This is a genomic window from Methylobacterium sp. 142-1Y, from assembly GCF_057747795.1.
The window spans coordinates 1,874,506-1,895,883 of sequence record NZ_CM173224.1 but is presented as its reverse complement, the minus strand read 5'-3'; the positions used below and the strand labels follow the sequence as shown (position 1 = coordinate 1,895,883).

General features: G+C 69.9%; 16 protein-coding genes. 4 read left to right on the top strand and 12 right to left on the bottom strand.

Annotation, left to right across the window (positions count from 1 at the left end):
• Positions 1 to 162 precede the first annotated feature (162 nt).
• From glmS to AC3AOF_RS08685, 4 genes are all read right to left on the bottom strand, one after another.
• Positions 163 to 1,989 carry a glutamine--fructose-6-phosphate transaminase (isomerizing) gene (glmS, locus tag AC3AOF_RS08700; RefSeq protein ID WP_236991102.1) on the bottom strand — a complete coding sequence of 609 codons (1,827 nt, stop codon included), beginning with the start codon at positions 1,987 to 1,989 and terminating at the stop codon, positions 163 to 165.
• Between the two features lie 278 nt (positions 1,990 to 2,267).
• Positions 2,268 to 2,822: a fasciclin domain-containing protein gene (locus AC3AOF_RS08695; RefSeq protein WP_236991103.1), complete on the bottom strand. Its 555-nt coding sequence runs from the start codon at positions 2,820 to 2,822 to the stop codon at positions 2,268 to 2,270.
• A gap of 123 nt (positions 2,823 to 2,945) precedes the next feature.
• Positions 2,946 to 3,662: an anti-sigma factor gene (locus AC3AOF_RS08690; RefSeq protein ID WP_488348249.1), complete on the bottom strand. Its 717-nt coding sequence runs from the start codon at positions 3,660 to 3,662 to the stop codon at positions 2,946 to 2,948.
• Positions 3,659 to 4,270 (bottom strand): sigma-70 family RNA polymerase sigma factor, encoded by a 612-nt coding sequence (locus AC3AOF_RS08685; RefSeq protein WP_488348248.1) that lies wholly within the window; start codon positions 4,268 to 4,270, stop codon positions 3,659 to 3,661. The genes AC3AOF_RS08690 and AC3AOF_RS08685 overlap by 4 nt, the downstream gene beginning before the upstream one ends.
• A gap of 198 nt (positions 4,271 to 4,468) precedes the next feature.
• On the opposite strand from AC3AOF_RS08685, the gene AC3AOF_RS08680 reads away from it, so the two are divergent.
• Entirely contained in the window at positions 4,469 to 5,170 is a 702-nt protein-coding gene (locus AC3AOF_RS08680) for a DUF2270 domain-containing protein (RefSeq protein ID WP_488348247.1), read from the top strand.
• A 227-nt stretch (positions 5,171 to 5,397) separates the two neighbouring features.
• Here the strand turns inward: AC3AOF_RS08680 and glmU are convergent, their stop codons facing one another.
• Positions 5,398 to 6,741 carry a bifunctional UDP-N-acetylglucosamine diphosphorylase/glucosamine-1-phosphate N-acetyltransferase GlmU gene (gene glmU, locus AC3AOF_RS08675; protein ID WP_488348246.1) on the bottom strand — a complete coding sequence of 448 codons (1,344 nt, stop codon included), beginning with the start codon at positions 6,739 to 6,741 and terminating at the stop codon, positions 5,398 to 5,400.
• 189 nt (positions 6,742 to 6,930) lie between these two features.
• On the opposite strand from glmU, the gene AC3AOF_RS08670 reads away from it, so the two are divergent.
• Together AC3AOF_RS08670 and mdoH are read left to right on the top strand one after the other, a co-directional pair.
• The gene (locus AC3AOF_RS08670; protein ID WP_236991108.1) at positions 6,931 to 8,514 is read left to right on the top strand and encodes an OpgD/OpgG family glucan biosynthesis protein; all 1,584 of its coding nucleotides are present in this window, start codon (positions 6,931 to 6,933) and stop codon (positions 8,512 to 8,514) included.
• A gap of 95 nt (positions 8,515 to 8,609) precedes the next feature.
• Positions 8,610 to 10,670 carry a glucans biosynthesis glucosyltransferase MdoH gene (mdoH, locus tag AC3AOF_RS08665; protein WP_236992851.1) on the top strand — a complete coding sequence of 687 codons (2,061 nt, stop codon included), beginning with the start codon at positions 8,610 to 8,612 and terminating at the stop codon, positions 10,668 to 10,670.
• A gap of 343 nt (positions 10,671 to 11,013) precedes the next feature.
• On the opposite strand, the gene AC3AOF_RS08660 is transcribed toward mdoH, so the two are convergent.
• Together AC3AOF_RS08660 and adh are read right to left on the bottom strand one after the other, a co-directional pair.
• Entirely contained in the window at positions 11,014 to 11,235 is a 222-nt protein-coding gene (locus AC3AOF_RS08660) for a hypothetical protein (RefSeq protein WP_236991109.1), read from the bottom strand.
• 493 nt (positions 11,236 to 11,728) lie between these two features.
• Complete coding sequence (adh, locus tag AC3AOF_RS08655; RefSeq protein WP_488348245.1) at positions 11,729 to 13,252, bottom strand: aldehyde dehydrogenase; 1,524 nt, start codon at positions 13,250 to 13,252, stop codon at positions 11,729 to 11,731.
• A gap of 270 nt (positions 13,253 to 13,522) precedes the next feature.
• On the opposite strand from adh, the gene AC3AOF_RS08650 reads away from it, so the two are divergent.
• Positions 13,523 to 15,406, top strand: coding sequence for a sigma-54-dependent Fis family transcriptional regulator (locus AC3AOF_RS08650; protein ID WP_488348244.1), 1,884 nt, complete (start codon positions 13,523 to 13,525; stop codon positions 15,404 to 15,406).
• A gap of 17 nt (positions 15,407 to 15,423) precedes the next feature.
• On the opposite strand, the gene AC3AOF_RS08645 is transcribed toward AC3AOF_RS08650, so the two are convergent.
• The 5 genes from AC3AOF_RS08645 to AC3AOF_RS08625 all read right to left on the bottom strand — a co-directional run bounded on the left by AC3AOF_RS08645 (position 15,424) and on the right by AC3AOF_RS08625 (position 21,363).
• On the bottom strand, positions 15,424 to 15,900 hold the full coding sequence (locus tag AC3AOF_RS08645) for an Lrp/AsnC family transcriptional regulator (RefSeq protein ID WP_488348243.1): 477 nt from the start codon (positions 15,898 to 15,900) through the stop codon (positions 15,424 to 15,426).
• A gap of 227 nt (positions 15,901 to 16,127) precedes the next feature.
• Positions 16,128 to 17,162, bottom strand: a complete 1,035-nt coding sequence (locus AC3AOF_RS08640; protein WP_488348242.1) for a phosphotransferase — start codon at positions 17,160 to 17,162, stop codon at positions 16,128 to 16,130.
• On the bottom strand, positions 17,159 to 18,469 hold the full coding sequence (locus AC3AOF_RS08635; RefSeq protein ID WP_488348971.1) for an aspartate aminotransferase family protein: 1,311 nt from the start codon (positions 18,467 to 18,469) through the stop codon (positions 17,159 to 17,161). The genes AC3AOF_RS08640 and AC3AOF_RS08635 overlap by 4 nt, the downstream gene beginning before the upstream one ends.
• A 546-nt stretch (positions 18,470 to 19,015) precedes the next feature.
• Complete coding sequence (locus AC3AOF_RS08630; protein WP_488348241.1) at positions 19,016 to 19,684, bottom strand: haloacid dehalogenase type II; 669 nt, start codon at positions 19,682 to 19,684, stop codon at positions 19,016 to 19,018.
• A 197-nt stretch (positions 19,685 to 19,881) separates the two neighbouring features.
• Positions 19,882 to 21,363, bottom strand: a complete 1,482-nt coding sequence (locus AC3AOF_RS08625) for a DUF2252 domain-containing protein (RefSeq protein ID WP_488348240.1) — start codon at positions 21,361 to 21,363, stop codon at positions 19,882 to 19,884.
• Positions 21,364 to 21,378 lie beyond the last annotated feature (15 nt).

Here is a 21,378-nt window from a genome sequence, read left to right as displayed (position 1 = left end):
GGTTAATCCCGGCTAAATGACATCGAGGGAATCCGAAGAATTCGTGGCACCGTGATGGCGGCCGGGCCGGCCGGCGTCCGGCCTTGTCCCGAAACGCGACGGCGCGCCGCCCGAGCCGGGCGACGCGCCGTTAAATCCTTGTTCCCGCCGCGGCGGGCGGGCTCACTCCACGGTGACGGATTTCGCCAGGTTGCGCGGCTGGTCGACATCTTTCCCGAGCACCACGGCGGCGTGGTAGGCGAGCAGCTGCACCGGCACCGCGTAGACGATCGGGGCCACCACCGGGTCGAGGTCCGGCATCATCAGGGTGGCGAGCGTGTCGAGGCCGGCGGCGTCGGCGCCGCGGGCGTCGCCGATCAGCACGATCCTGCCGCCCCGGGCCGCCACCTCCTGCATGTTCGAGACGGTCTTCTCGAAGGTGTTGTCGTGCGGCGCGATCACGATCACCGGCACCGCGTCGTCGATCAGCGCGATCGGCCCGTGCTTCAGCTCGCCGGCGGCGTAGCCCTCGGCGTGGATGTAGGAGATTTCCTTGAGCTTCAGCGCGCCCTCGAGCGCCATCGGGTAGGCGGTGCCGCGGCCGAGATAGAGCACGTCCCGGGCCTTGGCGATCTCGCGGGCCAGGATCTCGATCTCGTCCTCGCGCTTCAGGGCCTCGGCCATCAGGCCCGGCACCTTGATCAGCGCGTCGACCAGGCGCTTCTCTCCCGCCGCGTCGAGGGTGCCGCGGGCGCGCCCCGCCGCGAGCGCCAGGCAGAGCAGCACCGTGAGCTGGCACGTGAACGCCTTGGTCGAGGCCACCCCGATCTCGGGGCCGGCGAGCGTCGGTACCACGGCGGAGGCCTCGCGGGCGATGGTCGAGGTCGGCACGTTGACCACCGCCAGGGTGTGCTGGCCTTGCGACTTCGCGTAGCGGAGCGAGGCCAGGGTGTCGGCGGTCTCGCCCGATTGCGAGATGACGATGGTCAGCCCGCCCTTCTCCAGCGGCGGCTCGCGGTAGCGGGTCTCGGAGGCGACATCGATCTCGACCGGCAGCCGGGCCAGCGTCTCGAACCAGTACTTGGCGACGAGGCCGGCATAATAGGCGGTGCCGCAGGCGGTGATCGAGATCCGGCTGAGATTCGCGAAGTCGAAGGGCAAGGCCTCCGGCAGGGCGACCCGGCCGGCGGCGAGGTCGACGTAATGGGCGAAGGTGCGGCCCACCACCTCCGGCTGGTCGTAGATTTCCTTCGCCATGAAGTGGCGATAATTGCCCTTGTCGACCAGGAAGGCCTGCGTGGCGATCTTCTGGCGCGGGCGGGCGACGACGTTGCCGGCCTGATCGCGGATCTCGGCGCCGTCGCGGGTCAGGATGGTCCAGTCGCCCTCGTCGAGATAGGTGATCTCGTCGGTGAAGGGCGCGAGCGCGAGCGCATCGGAGCCGAGATAGGTCTCGCCGTCGCCGAAGCCGACCGCGAGCGGCGCACCGTGGCGGGCACCGATCAGGAAATCCTCCTCGCCGGCGAACAGGAAGGCGAGCGCGAAGGCGCCGCGCAGGCGCGGGAGCGCCGCCTCGACGGCCGAGACGGGGCCGAGGCCGCCGCGCATCAGGTGGGTGACGAGCTGGGCCACCACCTCGGTGTCGGTCTCGGTCTCGAAGACGCAGCCCTCGGCGGAAAGCTCGGCCTTCAGCTCGCGGAAGTTCTCGATGATGCCGTTATGGACCACCGCCAGCCGCTCGGTGGCATGGGGATGGGCGTTGGTCTCGTTCGGCCGGCCATGGGTGGCCCAGCGGGTGTGGCCGATGCCGATCGCGCCGGAGAGCGGGCTCTGGAGCAGCTTCAGCTGCAGGTTCGACAGCTTGCCCTCGGCGCGCCGCCGCTCCAGCCGCCCGGATTCCAGGGTGGCGATGCCGGCCGAGTCGTAGCCGCGATATTCGAGCCGGCGCAGCGCGTCGACCACCTGTCCCGCCACGGCATTCCGGCCGACGATTCCCACGATCCCGCACATGCTCACCGCCTCAACGTCTCGCCCGCAGAGTGTCCCGCTGCGGGACGCCCCGGCCTTTATGCGGAGCATTGCGGCAGGATTCCTGCCGGAGATCTCTCACCGGAGGAGTCCTGCTGCACCGCACCCGCCATGCTCGCCGTCCTTCTAGCGGACCGGCGGGCGACATGGCGAGTCAACTTGCGTAACGGATTATAACGGCCAAGGTTCACGGAGAGGTTTCACGGATCGGCTGCATCGGGCGGCGGCCGGGCGGTGCTCCCGCCCGGCCGCCGGTCCGGTCAGGGCATCATCACGGTGTCGATGACGTGGATGACGCCGTTCGACTGCATCACGTTTCCGATCGTCACCCGGGCGGTGTTGCCCTTGTCGTCGGCGACGAACAGCCGCTTGCCCTTCTGCATCACCGTCAGGTTGTCGCCCTCGACGGTCTTCAGCTCGGCCTGGCCGCCGCCCTTCTTCACCAGGGCCATCAGGTCCTGGGCGGTGTAGGTGCCGGGCACGACGTGATAGGTCAGGATCTTGGTCAGCGTCGGCTTGTTCTGCGGCTGGACCAGGGACTCGACCGTGCCGGCCGGCAGCTTGGCGAAGGCGGCGTTGGTGGGGGCGAACACCGTGAACGGGCCGGGGCCGGCGAGCGTGTCGACGAGGCCGGCGGCCTTCACGGCCGCGACGAGCGTGGTGTGGTCCTTCGAGTTGACCGCGTTCTCGACGATCGACTTCGACGCGTACATCGGCGCGCCGCCGACCATCGGGTTCTTCGCCTGGGCGGCACCGGCCGCCGTCGCCAGCGCCAGGGCGAGGACCAGGGTGCGGGCGTGATTCCGGATCGTCATGGGGTTCGTCCCGTCTCTCGTGTCGGCCCCGCTCTCGTCGGGGTCGAGGGCCGGTACGGAGGGCCGGACGAGAAAGTTTCGGAGGAGCGCGATTTTTTTGCCCGCCCTCGAATTTTCTCGTGCCTATTCGCGGATCAGGCGGCCGCTATAGACCACCGGCCCGGTCGGGGCGCCCGAGGGCGAGCCACTCGGCGGCTCCACGGTGACGGCAAGGCTCGCCCCCTCGATGAGCCCCCGGTCGCCGGCCGGCAGGGGGAACCGGGTGCCGGCCTCGGGCCGGACGAGGCCGAGCGAGCGGGGCGCGCCCGCCGCCGGCACCACCCAGAGTTCGAGGCTGCGGTCGCGGGGAGCCTCGGCGGCGAGCGCCCGGACCTGGACCGTGCCGGCCCGCGGATCGACCCGCACCACCAGCGCCGGCAGGTCGCCGCCCCGGTTCACCACCGCGAGGTACTGCGCCGTCTCGGGACGCGGCGCTAGGCGCTCGACGGCGATGAACACGGCGAGGCCGGCGGCGAGCGCGCCGGCGGCCAGGGCGGCGCGGCGCCAGCGCCGGAGCGCCGGGCGCAAGTCCACCACCGGGGCGGCGGGACGCGGCCCCTCGGCGGCAAGGCGCGCGGCGATGCCCTGCCAGGCGCCGGGCGGGGCTGCGACCTCCGGCACGGCCCCGGTGAGGGGCGCGAGGCGCGCCTCCCAGGCCCGCTCGGCCGCCTGCAGCGCCGGAGAGGTCGCCCGGTCGCGCCGGTAGGCCTCGCGCTCGGCCGCGCTCAAGGTGCCAAGCACGTATTCGGCGGCCCGCAGGTCGGGTTCGTCGGAGGCGCCCATCGCGTCGGGAGTGTTCATGCGGCTTCATCCAGGCAGCCCCGCAGCACGGCGAGCCCGCGATGCAGCCAGGTCTTCACGGTGTTGACCGGTCGGTCGTAGCGCACGGCCAGCTCCTCCCGCGACAGGCCCTCGCAATAGGCCCGGACCACGCAGTCGCGCTGCGTCGGCTCGAGCCGGTCGAGGCAGGCGAGGAGCGCGTCGCGGTCCAGGAATTCCGCCTCGCGGTCCCGCGGATCGGCGACGCGCTGGAGCCAGTCCTCGTCCTCGTCGTCGCTCGCCGGCATCGGCACCTCGCCCTTCCGCCGCACCCAGTCGATGGCGCGGTGGCGCGCGATCGCGGCGAGCCAGGCCATCGGCCGGCCCGCCTCCGGGGCGTAGCCTCCGGCATGCTGCCAGACCCGCAAGTAGGAATCCTGCAACACGTCCTCGGCGGCGCCCCGGTCCCGGACGATACGCAGGATCAGGCCGAAAAGTTTCGGGGCCGTGCGCTCGTAGAGCGCCCGCAGGGCGTCCTGCCGTCCCGCCGCCACCCGGGCGATCAGCTCGGCCAGGACAGCGACATCACTTTCGGCGACATAGCGGTCGGCGAGCGGGTCTCCGGGGGGCAGGTCCTCGCCGCGTAGCATCGCTCGTGCCTCCCGGGGGCTGTAACCCCTACCGGCCTCCGCCATAGATCAATCGCGCGCGAAGGACCACGGGGCTGCACGATCTCGCTCCGTCGGATCGACGGTGCGACGCGCGTCTTCCGGTTCGCCCGCGATCTGCGCCATGATGCCGGCGCCCGGGCCCGGACGACGAAGAGGCACCGGCGAGGCAGGAGTGCCATGATCGCCGCAACGCCTGAGGCCACCGCCCTCCCGTTCCCGAAGACGCCGTCCGAGACCATCACGGTCCTCGCCCATTACCACCGGGCCGAGATCGCCCGCATGGCCGGCTGGCGCGACCGGATCGACCGCACCACCAACTGGGCGATCACCGTCATCGCCGCGATGCTGTCGGTCTCGCTCTCGACGCCGACGGCGCATCACGGCGTGCTGCTCTTCGCCATGCTGCTGGTGATGCTGCTGCTCGGCATCGAGGCGAGGCGCTACCGCTTCTTCGACGTCTACCGCACCCGGGTGCGCCAGCTCGAGCGGCACTATTACGCCGAGGTGTTCGCGCCGGGGAGCGTCGTCGATCCCGGCTGGACCCGGATGCTCGCCGACGACCTGCGCCACCCGGTGTTCCACGTCAGCCTGCGCGAGGCCTTCGGCCGGCGGCTGCGGCGCAATTACGGCTGGATGTTCGCGATCCTGCTGCTCGCCTGGGTGCTGAAGATCACCTCGGCGCGCCTCCAGGAGACCGGACCGCAGGCGGGTGTCGCCGAGACCGTCCACGGCATCCCCGAGATCCTGGCCGGGGCCGGCCTCGGGCCGCTGCCGGGCTGGCTGGTGCTCGCGGGGGTGGCCGCGTTCTACGCCTGGCTCCTCGCGGCCGGCCTGCGGGCGGGCCGCCGCGATCCCGACGGCGGGTCCGTGCACGTGTGATGCCTGCTTGTTTGCTTCGGCATGCGTTCCCACGCGCGACCTCATCCTGAGGTGTTAGCCCATCGAAGATGGGCTGACCTCGAAGGAGGGCTGCGGGGCTCGCAGCGACATCTGGAGCCCTCCCTCGAAGCTGCTTCGCAGCACCTCAAGATGAGGTCGCGAATGGGACGATGGAATTCGACCGTGATGCTTATATCCGAAGTCAAACTGTCTCTGGGTGCGCGTCCTCACCCCTTCGCCGGCTTCGCCCACCCCGCCTTGATCACCTGCCGCCCGCGCCCGATCGCCAGGGTGCCGGGCGGCACGTCCTCGGTGATGACCGAGCCGGAGCCGACGAAGGCGCCGGCCCCGACCGTCACCGGCGCGACCAAAGCCGAGTTCGAGCCGATGAAGGCCCCGGCCCCGATCACCGTGCGGTGCTTGTTCACGCCGTCGTAGTTGCAGGTGATGGTGCCGGCCCCGAGATTGGCGCCCTCCCCCACCTCGGCATCGCCGACGTAAGTCAGATGATTGACCTTGGCGCCGGCCCGGATCGCCGCGTTCTTCACCTCGACGAAGTTGCCGATGCGGGCGCCCTCCTCCAGCACCGCGCCGGGGCGCAGGCGGGCATAGGGGCCGATCTGGACGCCGTCCGCGAGCCGGGCCTTCTCGAGGTGCGAGAAGGCGTGGATGGTGCAGCCATCGCCGACCACCACACCGGGGCCGAACACCACGTGGGGCTCCACCACCACGTCGCGGCCGAGCACGGTGTCGTGGCTGAAGAACACCGTCTCGGGGGCGATCAGCGTGGCGCCCGCCAGCATGGCGCGGCGGCGCAGGGTCGCCTGCACGGCCGCCTCGGCGGTCGAGAGCTGCACCCGGTCGTTCACCCCTTGCGCCTCGGCCTCCGCCACCGGAACCACTGCGACCCGGTGGCCGTCGGCAACCGCCAGGGCGACCGCGTCGGGCAGGTAGTACTCGCCGGCCGCGTTGGCGTTGCCGACCCGCTCCAGCAATCCGAGGGCGTGGGCGCCCGACAGCGCCATCAGGCCGGCATTGCACAGGGTGACGCGGCGCTCCGCCGCGCTCGCATCCTTCTCCTCGCGGATGGCGACGACCCGGCCGTCCTCGACCAGCACGCGGCCGTAGCCGGTCGGGTTCGCGGCCTCGAAGGCCAGAACCGCCACCGCGGCGCCCTCGGCCAGCGGCGCGCGCAGGCGGGCATAGGTCTCAGGGCTGATCAGCGGCGTGTCGCCGAAGACCACCACCACGTCGTCGGCGCCTTGCGCGAGCGCCCGGCGGGCCGCCAGCACCGCGTGGGCGGTGCCGAGGCGCTCGGCTTGCGGAAAGATCTCCGCGCCGGCAAAGCCCGCCACCACCGTCGCGACGTCGCCGCGGCCGGGCTCGACCACCACGGCGAGGCGTCCGGCCCCGGCCTCGGCCACCGCCGCCAGCACGTGGGCGAGCATCGGCCGGCCGGCGATCGGGTGCAGCACCTTGGGCAGGTCGGAGCGCATCCGCGTGCCCTTGCCGGCGGCGAGCACCACGGCGAGGAGAGAGCGCGCCCCTGGGGGCTTCTGGGTCGAGGTCATCGGCGGCCTGTCGCGTCCGGGGGAAGCTGTCTGGTCCCGACCGTCTAGCCGATCGCTGCGTCATAACAAGCGCCGGTGCGGCTTTCCGAAGGGGCACGAGCTTCGCGATTCTTAACCCCCGGTTCAGCCCGGATCGTGGTAAACGGCCGGCGCCCCCTTCCCGCATCCGGACCGGTACCCCTCCCCACGATGACGCAGAGCCCCACCGCCCCGCCCGCCCGCACAGCCCTCGACCGACGCGCGGTACTGGCGCTCGCCGGTGGCCTGGCCGCGACCACGGCGGCGGGCGCGCAGCCGACGGAGCCCGCGCCCCTGTCGGACGGCCAGCGTTTCGATCCCGGACAGGTGGTCGAGCTCGCCCGCGCCCTGGCGAAGAAGCCCTACGCGGCGCCGCAGGCCGACCTGCCCGAGCCGTTCAAGGATCTCACCTACGACCAGTATATCGGCGTGCGGGCACAGCCCTCGGGCCTGCTCTGGGCCGGCGAGGGCCGCGGCTTCGTGGTCGAGCCGCTGCATCGCGGCTTCGTCTTCACCACGCCGGTGGCGCTGCACGCGGTCGAGGACGGGGTGGTGCGCCGCATTCCTTACGACCGCAACCGCTTCAATTTCGGCAAGCTGAAACCCCCGGAGGAGGGCCGCGACCTCGGCTTCTCGGGCTTCCGGCTCTATGCCAGCTTCAACGGCGCGGCACCGTCCGATTGCGCGATCTTCCAGGGCGCCTCGTTCTTCCGCGCGCTCGCCGCCGGCCAGAGCTACGGCGTCACCGCCCGCGCCCTCACGCTCAAGCCCGCCGAGGCGAAGGGCGAGGAATTCCCGCTGTTTCGCGCCTTCTGGCTCGAGCGGCCGGGGGCCGGCACCGGGCAGATCGTGATCCACGCCCTGGTCGATTCCGAATCCGCCACCGCAGCTTTGCGCATGACCCTGCGGCCCGGCGACGCCACCATCGTCGACATCGAGGCGACGCTCTGCCCGCGCACGGCGCTCGAGCATGTCGGCATCGGCGGCATGACCGGCGCCTTCCTGTTCGGCCCGACCGATCGGCGCGGCGTCGACGATGCGCGGCTGGCCGCCCACGAGGTCGACGGTCTCCAGATCCGCAACGGCTGGGGCGAGGCGATCTGGCGCCCGGTGCAGAACCCCGAGACACTCCAGATCTCGGCCTTCATGGACCAGGACCCGAAGGGCTTCGGGCTGGTCCAGCGCGCCCGCGCCTATGGCGATTACCAGGACGACGTGCAGCGCTGGGAGAAGCGCCCGAGCCTGTGGATCGAGCCGCTCGGCAGCTGGGGGCCGGGAGTGCCGCAACATGGCTGGGGCGCCGGCGCGGTGCAATTGATCGAGATCCCGAGCGAATCCGAGGTCAACGAGAACATCCTGACCTATTGGCGCCCCAAGGAGCCGGTCGCCAAGGAGACCGCCTTCAGCTACCGGCAGTTCTGGTGCTGGACCGTGCCGGGCGCGCCGCCGCTCGCCGCCTGTTCCGGCACCCGGGTCGGCAAGGGCGCTGGCGGTAAGCGCCGGCTCTTCCTCGTCGACTTCACCGGGGAGGCGCCGTTTGCCGAGGGCATCGACCCGAACGCGCTCCAGCTCGCCGTGAGCACCGCGCCCGGCACCATCGCCCGCCAGCGGATCTACCCGTATCCGGAGCGCAAGACCGTGCGGGCGGTGTTCGAGCTCGATCCGGGCAACGACACCGCCTGCGAGCTGCGCCTGGTCGTCAAGGCCGGCGACAAACCCGTCAGTGAGACATGGCTGTACCGGTGGACCCCGTGACCCTCGCCCAAAATCTCGACGCCCGAAATCTCGACGCCCCGCCCCACGCCGCCTTCACGGTCGCGCCCGCGGTGCCGGAGGAATCCCCCCTCGCCATGCCGGTGCAGGACCTGCGCCGGTGGTCGGAGGCCGACGCGCACAAGGTCCCCGGCCGCCGCGCTCCTTGGGCGGCGCGTGCCTTCGTCTTCGGCGGCGGCCTGGCGCTGACCGCCTACGGCGCCGTGCAGATGTACGAGGTCGTGTCGGTCGCCGGCTCGACGACCTGGCTGCAATGGCTGCTGCTCGCGCTGTTCACCCTCAACTTCTCGTGGATCGCGCTCGCCTTCACCTCGGGGCTCCTCGGCTTCCTGGCGCTGCTGCGCCGGCGCCGGCCGGAGGTGCCTCACGGTCCGCTCACCACCCGCACCGCCGTGGTGATGCCGGTCTACAACGAGGCCACCGCCCGAACCTTCGCGGCGGTGGAGGCGATTCGCGACTCGATCGAGGCCACCGGCGAGGGTGACGCCTTCGATTACTGGATCCTGTCCGATTCGACCCAGGCCGATGCCTGGGTCGCCGAGGAGCGGGCCTATCTGGCACTCCGCGCCCGCCTCGGCGACGGGGCGCGCCTGTATTACCGCCACCGGCAGAAGAACCACCACCGCAAGGCCGGCAACATCGCCGATTTCGTCACACGGTGGGGCGGCCATTACGACCACATGCTGGTCCTCGACGCCGACAGCCTGATGAGCGGCGACTGCGTGGTGACCTTGGCCCGTGCGATGGAGGCCGATCCGGATTCCGGCATCATCCAGTCGCTGCCCTTGATCATCAACCGCAACACCCTGTTCGCCCGGGTGCAGCAATTCGCGGCCCGCATCTACGGCCCGGTCATCGCCACGGGCCTCGCCCTGTGGTCGGGCCGGGACGGCAATTACTGGGGCCACAACGCGATCATCCGCACGCGTGCCTTCGCCGACCATTGCGGCCTGCCCGACCTCTCCGGCAAGCCGCCCTTCGGCGGCCACGTGCTGAGCCACGACTTCGTCGAGGCGGCGCTGATCCGGCGCGCCGGCTGGAGCGTCTACATGCTCCCCGAACTCCAGGGCTCCTACGAGGAGAGCCCGCCCTCGCTGATCGACGTCGCGATCCGCGACCGGCGCTGGGCGCAAGGAAACCTGCAGCACAGCCGCATCATCGGCACGGCGGGCCTCAAGCTCGCCTCGCGCCAGCACTTCGCCACCGGCATCGCCGGCTACCTCGCCTCGCCGCTCTGGGCGGCACAGCTCGTGGTCGGTATCGCGCTCGCCCTCCAGACCGCCTATATCCGCCCCGAATATTTCTCGACCGAGTTCCGCCTCTACCCGGTCTGGCCGCGCTTCGACCCCGTCCGCGCGCTCCAGCTCTTCGGGATCACGATGGCGATCCTGCTCGCCCCGAAGCTGTTCGGCCTGATCCTCGGCCTCCTCGACGGGAAGGTGCGGCGGGCGAGCGGCGGGGGATTGCGTCTCGTGCTCTCGGCGCTGATCGAGACCCTGCTCTCGGCGCTCATCGCCCCGATCGCCATGCTGGTGCAATCCGGCTCGGTGATCCAGATCCTGCTCCGGCGCGACGCCGGCTGGAACCCTCAGCGGCGCGACGACGGCTCGATCCCGTTCGCGGACATCGTGCGGCGGCACCGTTTCCACACCATCCTCGGTCTCGTCGCGGGCGTCGCGGCCTTCGCCATCGCCACCTCGCTGTTCCTGTGGATGTCACCGACGATCCTCGGCCTCGTCCTGGCGATCCCGATCTCCTGGGCGAGCGGGCAGCTCTTCATCGGCCTGGCGCTGAAGCGCGCCGGCCTGCTGATGACGCCCGAGGAGCGCGAGCCCCCGGCGATCGCCACCGCCGCCAAGGCGATCGAGGCGCGCAACGCGGCGCTCGCCTACGACGATGCCGACGGGTTGCGGGCGCTCCACGCCGATCCGGACCTCCAGGCCGGCCACCTCGCCTTCCTGCCCCCGGCCGAGCGCCGGCCCCGCGGCGCGCCGCAAGCAGACCACGTCATGGCCCAGGCCAAGGTGGTCGAGGCCGAGACCATCGACGAGGCGGCCGACTGGCTGAACGCCAAGGAGAAGATGGTGCTGCTGCACGACCGGGCGCTGCTGGACAGGCTGGCGCGGCTGGGTGGGTAGAGTCCGGTCAGATCGCGCGTATTTGCGCGACCGTCAGAGTGGGAAACTCTTTCATCCCACCCGCGACCTCATCCTGAGGTGTCATACCAACGGTCGTTGAAAACGACCTTTGGTTCCGTTCTCGAATTTTCGCCAAGCCCGAGGTCCCGGACTTCTGGGCTTGAGATCGAAAATTCGAGATGGGTCAACGACCCCGTCGATCTCGGGCTTGCCCGAGATCGAATCGATGCGTCAGCATCTTGCGCCGTTGGTATCAGTTCGTCACCGGCTTCGCGGTCCCTGGCGAATGACGCTGTTTCGCTATCCAGGGTGGCAAATGCCAACCTGGATCGTGAGTTTCTATTTAACCCTCCCGCTCGGCCAGGCGCAGGGACCAGATCAGGTTCCCGCCCTCGTCGACCAGCCACAGGGCGTTCACCTGCTCGTCGTCGGGCGTGCTCTCCCGGGCATTGGCGAGGCGAACCGCCTCCTGCCGGTCCGCGGCCTGGATGATCTCGTCGATCAGCGGGGGACCGATCGCCCCGTCCATGGCGCGGACCGCCCCGCGCAGTCGATATGCCGGCATCCGCCCTGTCGCTCCTCGATCGCGTCCCGCTCGATCGCCCACGACTGAGACGCGGGCTGCCCCCGTTTTCGGGCGGGAGCGGGATACATCAAGGGCCGGGCCCTGCCGACGTCGCAAAACTGGCCACCGGTCTTGCGACAAAAATCGGCGGCAACCGGGAGCCCGAGCGGACGAAGCGTGGGCTTGCATACGCTTCGTCCGCTCGGGTGCGGCGCATCGGCGCTGCTCGCACTCAGCCGGTGCGCCGTGCCGTTCAGCGCCCGGCGCAGGCGCTGATCCCGGCGAGTCTCCAGCGCCCGCTGCCGGCGCAGGGCTGTCCGGGGAAAGACGAGGCGCAGGAAATCCCCCCTCCCCGCGGGCGGGGAGAGGAGAGAATTCGCGCTACACCTTTCCCCGGACAGCCCTGCCGCAGAGTGGGGAAAAGCCCGCGCCTCTTCTTTTTTGGGATAGGCCCGGTGGAGGCAAGGCATTCGCCCCGCCTCCTGCCCTGATTTCAGAAGAACCCGAGCTTCTTTGCCGAGTAGCTGACCAGCAGGTTCTTGGTCTGCTGGTAGTGGTCGAGCATCATCTTGTGGGTCTCGCGGCCGATGCCGGATTGCTTGTAGCCGCCGAAGGCCGCGTGGGCGGGGTAGGCGTGGTAGCAGTTGGTCCAGACGCGGCCGGCCTGGATCGCCCGGCCGAAGCGGTAGGCGCGGGTGCCGTCGCGTGTCCACACGCCGGCGCCGAGGCCGTAGAGGGTGTCGTTGGCGATCGAGAGCGCCTCTTCGTCATCCTTGAAGGTCGTGACCGACAGGACGGGCCCAAAAATCTCCTCCTGGAAGATCCGCATCTTGTTGTGGCCGCGGAACACCGTCGGCGTCATGTAGTAGCCGCCGGCGAACTCGCCCTCCTTGACGTTGCGCTCGCCGCCGGTGAGGCATTCGGCGCCTTCCTGCTTGCCGATCGCCACGTAGCTGAGGATCTTCTCCAGCTGCTCGGAGGAGGCCTGGGCGCCGATCATCGTGGCGGGATCGAGGGGCGAGCCCTGGGCAATCGCCTCGACGCGCTTGATGGCGCGCTCCATGAAGCGGTCGTAGATCGATTCGTGCACCAAGGCCCGGCTCGGGCAGGTGCAGACCTCGCCCTGGTTGAGGGCGAACATGGTGAGGCCCTCGAGCGCCTTGTCGAGGAAGTCGTCGTCTTCCGCGGCCACGTCCGAGAAGAAGATGTTCGGCGACTTGCCGCCGAGCTCCAGCGTCACCGGGATCAGGTTCTGCGAGGCGTATTGCATGATGAGGCGGCCGGTGGTCGTCTCACCGGTGAACGCGATCTTGGCGATGCGGGGCGAGGAGGCCAGCGGCTTGCCGGCCTCGAGCCCGAAGCCGTTGACGATGTTGAGCACGCCCGGCGGCAAGAGGTCGCCGATGAGTTCGGCGAGCAGCAGCACCGAGGCCGGGGTCTGCTCGGCGGGCTTGAGCACCACGCAATTGCCGGCGGCGAGCGCGGGCGCCAGCTTCCAGACCGCCATCAGGATCGGGAAGTTCCACGGGATGATCTGGCCGACGACGCCGAGCGGCTCGTGGAAGTGGTAGGCGACCGTGTCGTGGTCGATCTCGGAGAGCGAGCCCTCCTGCGCCCGGACGCACCCGGCGAAATAGCGGAAATGGTCGATGGCCAGCGGGATGTCGGCATGGGTGGTTTCGCGGATCGGCTTGCCGTTGTCCCAGGTCTCGGCGAGCGCGATCAGGTCGAGGTTGTCCTCCATCCGGTCGGCGATCTTGAGCAGGATGCGAGCGCGCTCGGCCGGGGCGGTGCGGCCCCAGGCCTCCTTGGCGGCATGCGCGGCGTCGAGCGCGCGCTCGATGTCCTGGGCGTCCGAGCGGGCGACGTCGCAGATCACCCCGCCGGTGATCGGCGAGGTGTTCTCGAAGTAGCGGCCCGCCGCCGGGGCGACCCATTGGCCGCCGATGAAGTTGTCGTAGCGGGCCGAGAACGGCGACTTGGTTCTGGCGTCGGCGAAGAGTTCCGGCTTGTTCATGTGTTCCTCCCAGTCGCCCCGTGACGGGGCGTGGTGCACATCCCTCGGCAGCCGGCGTGCCATCCGGGCCCCGGCCGCCCGGCTCCCGCCGCCTGTTCGCTGCAACGATCTGGCGGATCTGGATTTTCTCGCTCGTCGCGCCAAGCCTTCGACCAAAATCCGGCCCCGTCCGGCCACCATCGGCCTGGACCGCGCACGCGACACCTGCGACACCTGTCGCAAACAGCGACACTCCGCCCGCAGGGGCGGTGACATGGGAGGAGGCCGCGCATGCAGAGCCGCGTGACCACGCCCCGAACCCTGCTGGCCGCGCGGCGGCAGGCCTTCGGGCCGGGTGTGGCCGAGCCGCCGCCGCCGATCCTGCGCTCCTGGGAGCGCTGCGCCGCCCTCGGGCTCGATTTCGGGCAGCGCCCCCGGGTCGAGCCGCTGAGCGGCGCCGAGATGCGCGCCGCCTTCGACCGCAGCGAGGCGCTGCGCCAGACCTGCCGGCCCGAGATCGAGGCCCTGCACGCCGATGCGCAGGCGACCGGCAGCCTCGTGATCCTCACCGATGCCGACGGGCTGATCCTCGACACCCTCGGCAGCGATTCCTTCGCCGGCCGCGCCGCGCAGGTGGCGCTCCGCCCCGGGGTACCCTGGAGCGAGAGCCTGACCGGCACCAACGCCATCGGCACGGCGCTGATCGAGCGCCGCCCGGTCGAGGTGCGGGGGGCGGAGCATTACTTCGAGCCGCACCGCATCCTGAGCTGCGCCGCCATGCCGATCCTCGGGGCGGACGGCTCGGTGCTCGGCGTCCTCGACTTGACGGGACCGGCGGCGATCCACCAGGGCCACGCGCTGGGCCTCGTCGGACTCGCGGTCGCGGCCATCGAGCACCGGCTGCTCGCGACGGTGCCGCCGGGCTGCGAGGTGCTGCGGCTCCATCGCGACGCGGGGCTCCTCGGCACCCCGCGCGAGGGCGTGCTGGTCTTCGAGGGCCACCGCCTCGTCGGCGCCAACCGGCACGGGCTGGCGCTGCTCGGCCTCACCTGGGGCGATCTCGGGACCGAGCGGGCCGGCTTCCATGGCGGCGACACCGCGCCCGGCCCACTCGCCCTGCGGGACGCGACCGGGGCCCCGCTCTACGGCCGCCTGCAGGGCGCGCCGGCCTCGATCCGGCGCCGGTCCGCGGCCGAGCCCGCCCGGCAGAACCCCGCGGCGCCGAGCCCCACGACGTCGAGCCCCGCGGCGCCGATTCTCGACCCCGGTACCGACAAGCTCCTCGCCCGGGCCGTGCGGCTGATCGATGCCGGCATCCCGGTGGTGGTCGAGGGGGAGACCGGCACCGGCAAGGAGGTGTTTGCCCGCGCCGCCCATGCGGGCTGCGCACGATCGCACAAGCCGTTCGTGGCGGTGAACTGCGCGGCCTTGCCCGAGACGTTGATCGAGGCCGAGTTGTTCGGCTACGAGCCCGGCGCCTTCACGGGCGCGGCGCGCCACGGCGCCAAGGGCCTGCTGCGCCAGGCCGAGGGCGGCCTGCTCTTCCTCGACGAGATCGGCGACATGCCGCTCGCCCTGCAATCGCGGCTGCTGCGGGCGTTGCAGGAGCGCGAGGTTCTGCCCGTCGGCGGCACCCGTCCGGTCCCGGTCGATTTCGCCCTGATCTGCGCCACCCACCGCGACCTGTCCCGCATGGTCGAGGAGAGCGCCTTCCGGGCCGACCTGTTCTACCGCATCGCCCCCTACCGGGTGCGCCTCGCCCCCTTGCGCGACCGGCCGGACCGCCTCGCCCTCGTGCGCGGCCTGTGGGCCCGTACCGACGGCCCGGCCCGCGGCGTGACCCTGTCGCCGGATTGCGAGGCGGCGCTCGCCGCGGCGGAGTGGCCCGGCAACCTGCGCCAGCTTGCGGCGTGCCTCAAGGCGCTGGCGGCGCTCGCCGAGGCGGGCGAGGTGCTCGGGCCGGAGGACCTGCCGGAGGGAGTGGCGAAGTCTTCGGCCGTTGCACCGACGCCCCGACGGGAGCCGGAGGCGGGCCGCCTCGACGCCATCGCGCAGGATGCGATGCGGGCGGCGTTGGCGGCCCATGGCGGCAATGTCAGCCGGGCGGCGAGGAGTCTCGGGGTCAGTCGGAGCACGCTGTACCGGCGGTGCCTGAGGGAGAGGGCGGAGGCTTGAGGCCGCCTCCGTGTCTCTTATGGTGTATATAAAGTTTCCAGCGGCGCCTCGTCTCGGTCTATCGGAGTTTTGAGAACGACGTAGCTAAAATACTTGTCGATTCCGATATCCAGTTCGATCAATCTCTCCATCGTCGATTGATAATGCTCGATGCCGCCGACCAGAAATTTTATCAAGTAGTCGTAGCCGCCCGATATATTGTGGCACTCCATGACCGACTTTTCTTTCTCGATGACGGCCAGGAACCGGGAAAAATCCGAATGACGATGGTTTTTCAGTGTGATTTCCGTGAAAATCGTCAGGGACTGGCCCAGCTTTGCTATATTGATTTTTGCAAAATAACCACTGATGTATCCTGCGGACTGCAGTTTTTTCACGCGCATGAGGCATGGGCTGGGCGACAAATTGACCAGCTCGGACAGTTCCACGTTGGTAATTCGGCCGTTTCTCTGCAATTCGGCCAGGATTTTGATGTCCATGCTATCGAGCTTCATCGCGTGCGCTCTCTCGTCGGCGGGCGGACATCTCGGGCCGGCGGCATGCTAGAGCATTGTCCGACGAAGTGGATGCCGGTTCGTCGCAGAAAATGCGGCAAAATCGAAGACCGAGAGAGCTTCGCGATTGCAAGGCGATCGTGAAGTGCTCTGGAGCAGCGCCAGATCGCATTGCAATCGCACGCTGCTCTGGTCGAGAGTTGCGCAGGCGAGGACATCGCCGGCCTTCAGTAGCCGCACGCCGCCAGCAATTCCTGCCGGCACGCGCTCCTGTTCTGTCGAGAGAAATGAAACAGCCCGAATGTCGCCGTGGGATTGTTGCGCAGGATGTATGACGCCTTCTCGGGATACAGCTTGGATCTCCATTCTGAGATCGTCACCGTCATGGCATTGCGGGCATCGATCAGATCGAGCAGCAGGGCCACCTCGTCCGGCCGCAACGGATCGACCGCGTGATAGGCAGAGAGAAAATCAGCCGCGCACAGCAGCGGTTGCTCGTCTTTCATGAGCTGGAACGACAAGGCAATCGCGATGTCGTAGATCAACGGCGTCCGGACGATGTCGCCGAAATCGATGATGCCGCTGACGGCGTCGTGGTCGTCGGGATCGAGCAGCACGTTGTGGAAGTGGAAGTCGTTGTGGACCACCTGCTGCCGGAGCCCGTCGCCGCGGGCCGCGATCTCGCCGAAGCGCCGGATGGCGTCGCGGGCGAGACGGCGCTTCTCGGGGTCGTCGATGTGGATCGTGCGGTCCTCGATCTCGGTCGCGCGCTTCAGGTCCCAGATGATCGGCCGCCCATCGGCCGGATGCCGGAAATCGCGCAGCGCCCGCGACAGCCGGGCCAGTCCCCGCCCGAACGCCCGGCGTTGCGCGGGGGAGCGCCGGGCGCGGTGGGCAGGAAAGCCCGACAGGAAGCTCTGGAGGCGACCGACATGACGGTGGCCGTCCAGGTCGATCGCCACCTCCGTCCGCCCGTCCGGCGCCGCGACGACGACCGGGACCGGCAAGCCGGGATCGGCCGCGTGGACGTGCTGGAGCGCGCGGTTCTCGAAGGCCAGCACCTCCGGATCGTCGGCCGCGTTCCCGAGCTTGAAGACGAAGCCGCGTCCGTCCCGGGCGGCGACGTGGGCGGTCAGGTCCCGCTCGCTCGCCAGGGGCTCGACGCGGTCCACCGCGATCCCGAAGGCGGTGGCGACGATTCCCGCGAGGCGGTCCGCATCCGCCCTTGGCGCCGGCGTCTGGTAGGGAGAGGGGGCGCTCATCGGGCTGCAAGCGCCCGATCGAGCACCTCGACGAAGGTGTCGGCGTTCTGGCGCGTGAAAACGAGCGGCGGGCGGATCTTCAGGATATTGTAGCCGGGACCGCAGACGCTGATCAGCACGCCGTCCTGGCGCATCCGGTTGACCACGCGGGTGGTCAGGTCGCGGTCGGGCCTGCGGCTGGCGCGATCGGTCACGATCTCGACGGCGGCAAAGAGCCCGGCGCCGCGCACGTCGCCCACCGCCTCGTGCCGCTCGCCCACGCGCCGCAGGCCCGCGAGCAGGTAGGCGCCGACGTCGCGGGCATTCGCCATCAGGCCCTCGCGCTCGATGACCTCGAGCACCGCCAGGGCGGCGGCGCAGGAGACCGCGTTGCCCGCGAAGGTGTTGAAGTAGCGGGCATTCCGGCCGAACGAATCGACCACGTCGGGGCGGATCACCACGCCGGAGATCGGCTGGCCGTTGCCCATCGGCTTGCCGAGGGTGACCATGTCCGGCACCACCCCGTGGCGCTGGAAGCCCCACATCGTGTCGCCGGTACGGCCGAAGCCGGGCTGGACCTCGTCGGCGACGAACAGGCCGCCGGCCTCGTGGATCGCGTCCACGGCGCCCTTCAGGAAGGCGGTCGGCTCGGTCAGGATGCCGTCGCTGGTGAACAGGCTGTCGACGATCAGCATCGCCGGCTTGAGGCCGTGGCGGTGCAGGTCGGCGATGGCCCCCCGCACCCCGGCCTCGAAGGTGGCGGCGACGTCGCCGTCGGTCCGGTAGGCGGCGGGGGCCGGCACCCGGCGGACGTGGGAGCCGAGATTGACCGCGTTGCCCAGCGTCGGCGAGTACTCGGAGACCGCCTGGGTCAGGCCGTGATAGGCGAAATCCGTGATGATGATGCCGGTGCCGCCGGTATAGGTCCGGGCGATGCGGGTCGCGAGGTCGTTGGCCTCGCTGCCGGTGCAGGCGAACATCACGTGGCCGAGCGCGTCGGGAAAGGTCGCGAGCAGCTTCTCGGCGTAGTCGAGGATCAGGCCGTGGAGGTAGCGCGTGTTGGTGGCGAGGATCCCGGCTTGGCGGCGGATCGCCTCGACGACATGCGGATGGCAATGGCCGAGCGAGGCGACGTTGTTGTAGGCGTCGAGGAAGGCGCGGCCCTCGGTGTCGTAGAGCCACACGCCCTCGCCGCGCTCGAAATGCAGCGGCTCTTCGTACATCAGCCGGTAGGCCGGACCGAGCACCTTGGCGCGGCGCGCGACCAGCGCCTCGTCCTGCGCCGAGAGCGCAACGCTGCCCGGCACGAAGGCGTTGGGCATGGTCATGTCGACGATCTTGGTCATGGGAGAACTCCAGGACGGGAGGGCGTGGGGTACGCGCTGGTTTTCGGGGCGACGGCCGAGGGCAAGAACCCTCCCCCCTCTGCGGCAGGGCTGTCCGGGGAAAGACGAGGCGCAGGAAATCCCCTCTCCCCGCGGGCGGGGAGAGGCTTTCGTCCCCCTTGTCGGAGGCGAAAGCCGGAGCGAGGGTGAGGGGGTGTTTCCGGAGAAGCCTCACTCGTCGAGCCCCCTCACCCTCGCCCTTCGGGCTTGCCGTGCCCCCTGAACGGCGGCACGGCCCTCTCCCCGCCCGCGCGGAAAGGGGGAACCCGCGCTTTTTCCTTTCGTCGGACAGCCCTGCCGCGGAGGGGGAGGGTTGTTGCGCGGCAGCCATCGCTCCCACACCATCGGCTTCGTCGGGAGATGGTCTAGAGCATTTTCCGACGAAGTGGATGCCGGTTCATCGCAGAAAACGCGAAAAAACAAAGACTTAGAGCGCTTCGCGATTGCAGCGCGATCGTGAAGCGCTCTAGGCGAGGCTTGTAAGGTCGTTCAGAGCCCAAGCAGCCCCGGCAAACCACCGAGATCCTTGATCTGGTGGGTGGCGTAGCCGCTGCACAGCGGCTCGTGATTGCGGTCGACGTGGACGCGGGCACCGAAATCCATGTCGGCGGCGGTCATCAGGTCGTAGCGGAACGACGAGGAGACGTGCATCACCTCCTCCGCCTTCGCGCCGAGCTTGTCGAGCATGTATTCGAAGCCCTGCATGTGAGGCTTGTAGGCGCCGGTCTCCTCGGCGGTGATGACGGCGTGGAACGGGGCCTTCAGGCTCCTGATGCCGGCCGGGATCAGATCGACCATCGAGTTGGTGAGGCCGACGATCGGGAATTCCTTGGCGACGCGCATCAACGGCTCGACCACGTCCGGATGCGGACCCCAGCTCGGGATCGCGGCGTAGATCGTCTCGGCGTCGCTGTCACGGTATTCCACGCCGTTGCGCTTGCAGGTGCGGATAAGGGCGTTGGCGACCACGTCCTTGTACGGCTTGAAGTCGTGGAGCACTTCGTCGAGCCGGTAGTTCGAGAAATCCCTGACGAAGCGGCCCATCGCCTCGGGCCGGACGCGATCGGCGTAGAGTCCCCGCGCCGCCGGGGCCATCTCGAAGTAAATCAACGTGCCGTAGCAATCGAAGGTGATGAACTTCGGCTTGAATGAGGTCATCGGATTGATCCTGAAACAGCGATGAGGCGATGCAGCGCATCAACTGCTTTTCAGGATAAGGATGGGGGCGAATACTCGTGCGCTCTTTTCGCGCGCATCGCGGCATGCCGCTGCCGTCGCGCCCCCCGCCGGCGGCAGGTTCTATCACCCCTCGCCGCCGGCCCCGCCCGAGGACCGTCGCTCCCGAGGAGCCAGGGTCAGAGCTGCGGATCCTCCGCCGCCTCCAGCCGCCCGGACGCGATCGCATCCAGGAACAACCGGTGATCCTCCGCATTCCGCTCGCCGTAGTCCCGCGCCCAGTCCGCGAGGGCCTCGCGGAAATCGGCGTGGCGGTCGCGGCCGCAATAGCCGGCGATGGCCGCAGCATCGCCGGTGCGGGCATGCGCCCGGGCCAGCAGCGCACCGTAAGCCCAGGAGAAGTAGACGAGCGGCTGCCCGCGCATGCAGGTGAGCGGGATCTCGCCCTTCATGTTCTTCATCTGGCGGACGTAGAACGGGCGATCGTCGATCGTGGTCCAGCCGAGCAGCGGGTCGCCGACCGCCTGGAGGAGGCGCTGGCCGTAGATCACCCGCTCGCCTTCGTGCGAGGCGTAGGGTTCGGGCATGCCGGAGACGTACGGCGCGTGGGCGGGGCGAACCGCCTCCTTGACCTGCAGGAAGAGGACGTCCTGATCCGAGTTGCCGCACAGCAGGGCGACGTAGGCCCGGGTGCCGACGCTGCCGACGCCGACCACCCGGTGGGCGACGTCGACGACGTGGTAGCGGCTCAGCATGAACCGGCGCTCCCGCGGCAGGGTCTCGGCATAGTGCTCGAGCCCGGCGGTCACCGCCTCGCGGGTCTCGTCGTCGACCCAGGTCAGGATCGGCGGGTCGTGGCGCAAGCGCCAGCCGCCATCGACCCGCCGCTCGCCGACCCGGGCGAGCAGGCTCTTGTTGTGGCGCTTGCGCGCCTTCTCGACCGCGCGCTGCACCACAGCGCGGGATTCCTCGTCGATGGCGATGCCGCTGAAATCCAGATCCTCGGCCCGCGCCGCCCGGTGCCAGACGTCGAGGGGCCCTTGTGGCGCCAGCTCGGTCATGGTGTGCTGGTAGCCGTAGGCCGCCGCGGTCACCGCCTCGCGCCGCTCCGACCCCGGCACGTCGAGGTCGCGGGCGGCGACCTCGATGCTGGCGCAGAGCCGCTTCAGGTCCCATTCCCACGGGCCGATCGTGACCTCGTCGAAATCGTTGAGGTCGAGCACGATGTCGCGCTGGGGCGTGCCGAACAGGCCGAAATTCGAGAGATGGGCGTCGCCGTTCATCACCACGTCGATGCCGCTCGTCGGGGTGCGGGCGAGATCCCAGGCCATCACGGTCGCGGCCCCCCGCAGGAAGGCGAAGGGCGAACTCGCCATCCGGGCGACCCGCAGGGGGATCAGCCGCTCCTGGCGCCCGCGTTGAGCCTCCTCGATCAGCCGCACCGGGTCGGGCCTGTCCCTGGGGAGGGGCACAGGGCCGTGGCCGTCATGCGGGACCTTGGCGCGCAGCGCCTTGCCGGCGGCGCGGCGCTTCTCCCACGGCTCGCCGGGCTTGCGCAGGTCGATATGCGGGAAATCGGCCAGCGGCTCCAGCACGATGTCCTCGGCCGGCACGTCGTCGGAACCGGCCTCGTGACGTGTATCGGGAGTGGGTCTATCCATGGGGCGCGGCTCGTC

What these genes read in the sequence shown, in the direction of transcription:
- mdoH (WP_236992851.1), top strand. Translation starts at nt 8,610, where the DNA reads ATGCCGGTGCAGGACCTGCGCCGGTGGTCGGAGGCCGACGCGCACAAG.
- AC3AOF_RS08685 (WP_488348248.1), bottom strand. Translation starts at nt 4,270, where the DNA reads ATGCTACGCGGCGAGGACCTGCCCCCCGGAGACCCGCTCGCCGACCGC.
- AC3AOF_RS08640 (WP_488348242.1), bottom strand. Translation starts at nt 17,162, where the DNA reads ATGAGCGCCCCCTCTCCCTACCAGACGCCGGCGCCAAGGGCGGATGCG.
- AC3AOF_RS08690 (WP_488348249.1), bottom strand. Translation starts at nt 3,662, where the DNA reads ATGAACACTCCCGACGCGATGGGCGCCTCCGACGAACCCGACCTGCGG.
- AC3AOF_RS08650 (WP_488348244.1), top strand. Translation starts at nt 13,523, where the DNA reads ATGCAGAGCCGCGTGACCACGCCCCGAACCCTGCTGGCCGCGCGGCGG.
- AC3AOF_RS08670 (WP_236991108.1), top strand. Translation starts at nt 6,931, where the DNA reads ATGACGCAGAGCCCCACCGCCCCGCCCGCCCGCACAGCCCTCGACCGA.
- AC3AOF_RS08680 (WP_488348247.1), top strand. Translation starts at nt 4,469, where the DNA reads ATGATCGCCGCAACGCCTGAGGCCACCGCCCTCCCGTTCCCGAAGACG.
- adh (WP_488348245.1), bottom strand. Translation starts at nt 13,252, where the DNA reads ATGAACAAGCCGGAACTCTTCGCCGACGCCAGAACCAAGTCGCCGTTC.
- glmS (WP_236991102.1), bottom strand. Translation starts at nt 1,989, where the DNA reads ATGTGCGGGATCGTGGGAATCGTCGGCCGGAATGCCGTGGCGGGACAG.
- AC3AOF_RS08630 (WP_488348241.1), bottom strand. Translation starts at nt 19,684, where the DNA reads ATGACCTCATTCAAGCCGAAGTTCATCACCTTCGATTGCTACGGCACG.
- AC3AOF_RS08660 (WP_236991109.1), bottom strand. Translation starts at nt 11,235, where the DNA reads ATGCCGGCATATCGACTGCGCGGGGCGGTCCGCGCCATGGACGGGGCG.
- AC3AOF_RS08635 (WP_488348971.1), bottom strand. Translation starts at nt 18,469, where the DNA reads ATGACCATGCCCAACGCCTTCGTGCCGGGCAGCGTTGCGCTCTCGGCG.
- AC3AOF_RS08625 (WP_488348240.1), bottom strand. Translation starts at nt 21,363, where the DNA reads ATGGATAGACCCACTCCCGATACACGTCACGAGGCCGGTTCCGACGAC.
- AC3AOF_RS08695 (WP_236991103.1), bottom strand. Translation starts at nt 2,822, where the DNA reads ATGACGATCCGGAATCACGCCCGCACCCTGGTCCTCGCCCTGGCGCTG.
- AC3AOF_RS08645 (WP_488348243.1), bottom strand. Translation starts at nt 15,900, where the DNA reads ATGAAGCTCGATAGCATGGACATCAAAATCCTGGCCGAATTGCAGAGA.
- glmU (WP_488348246.1), bottom strand. Translation starts at nt 6,741, where the DNA reads ATGACCTCGACCCAGAAGCCCCCAGGGGCGCGCTCTCTCCTCGCCGTG.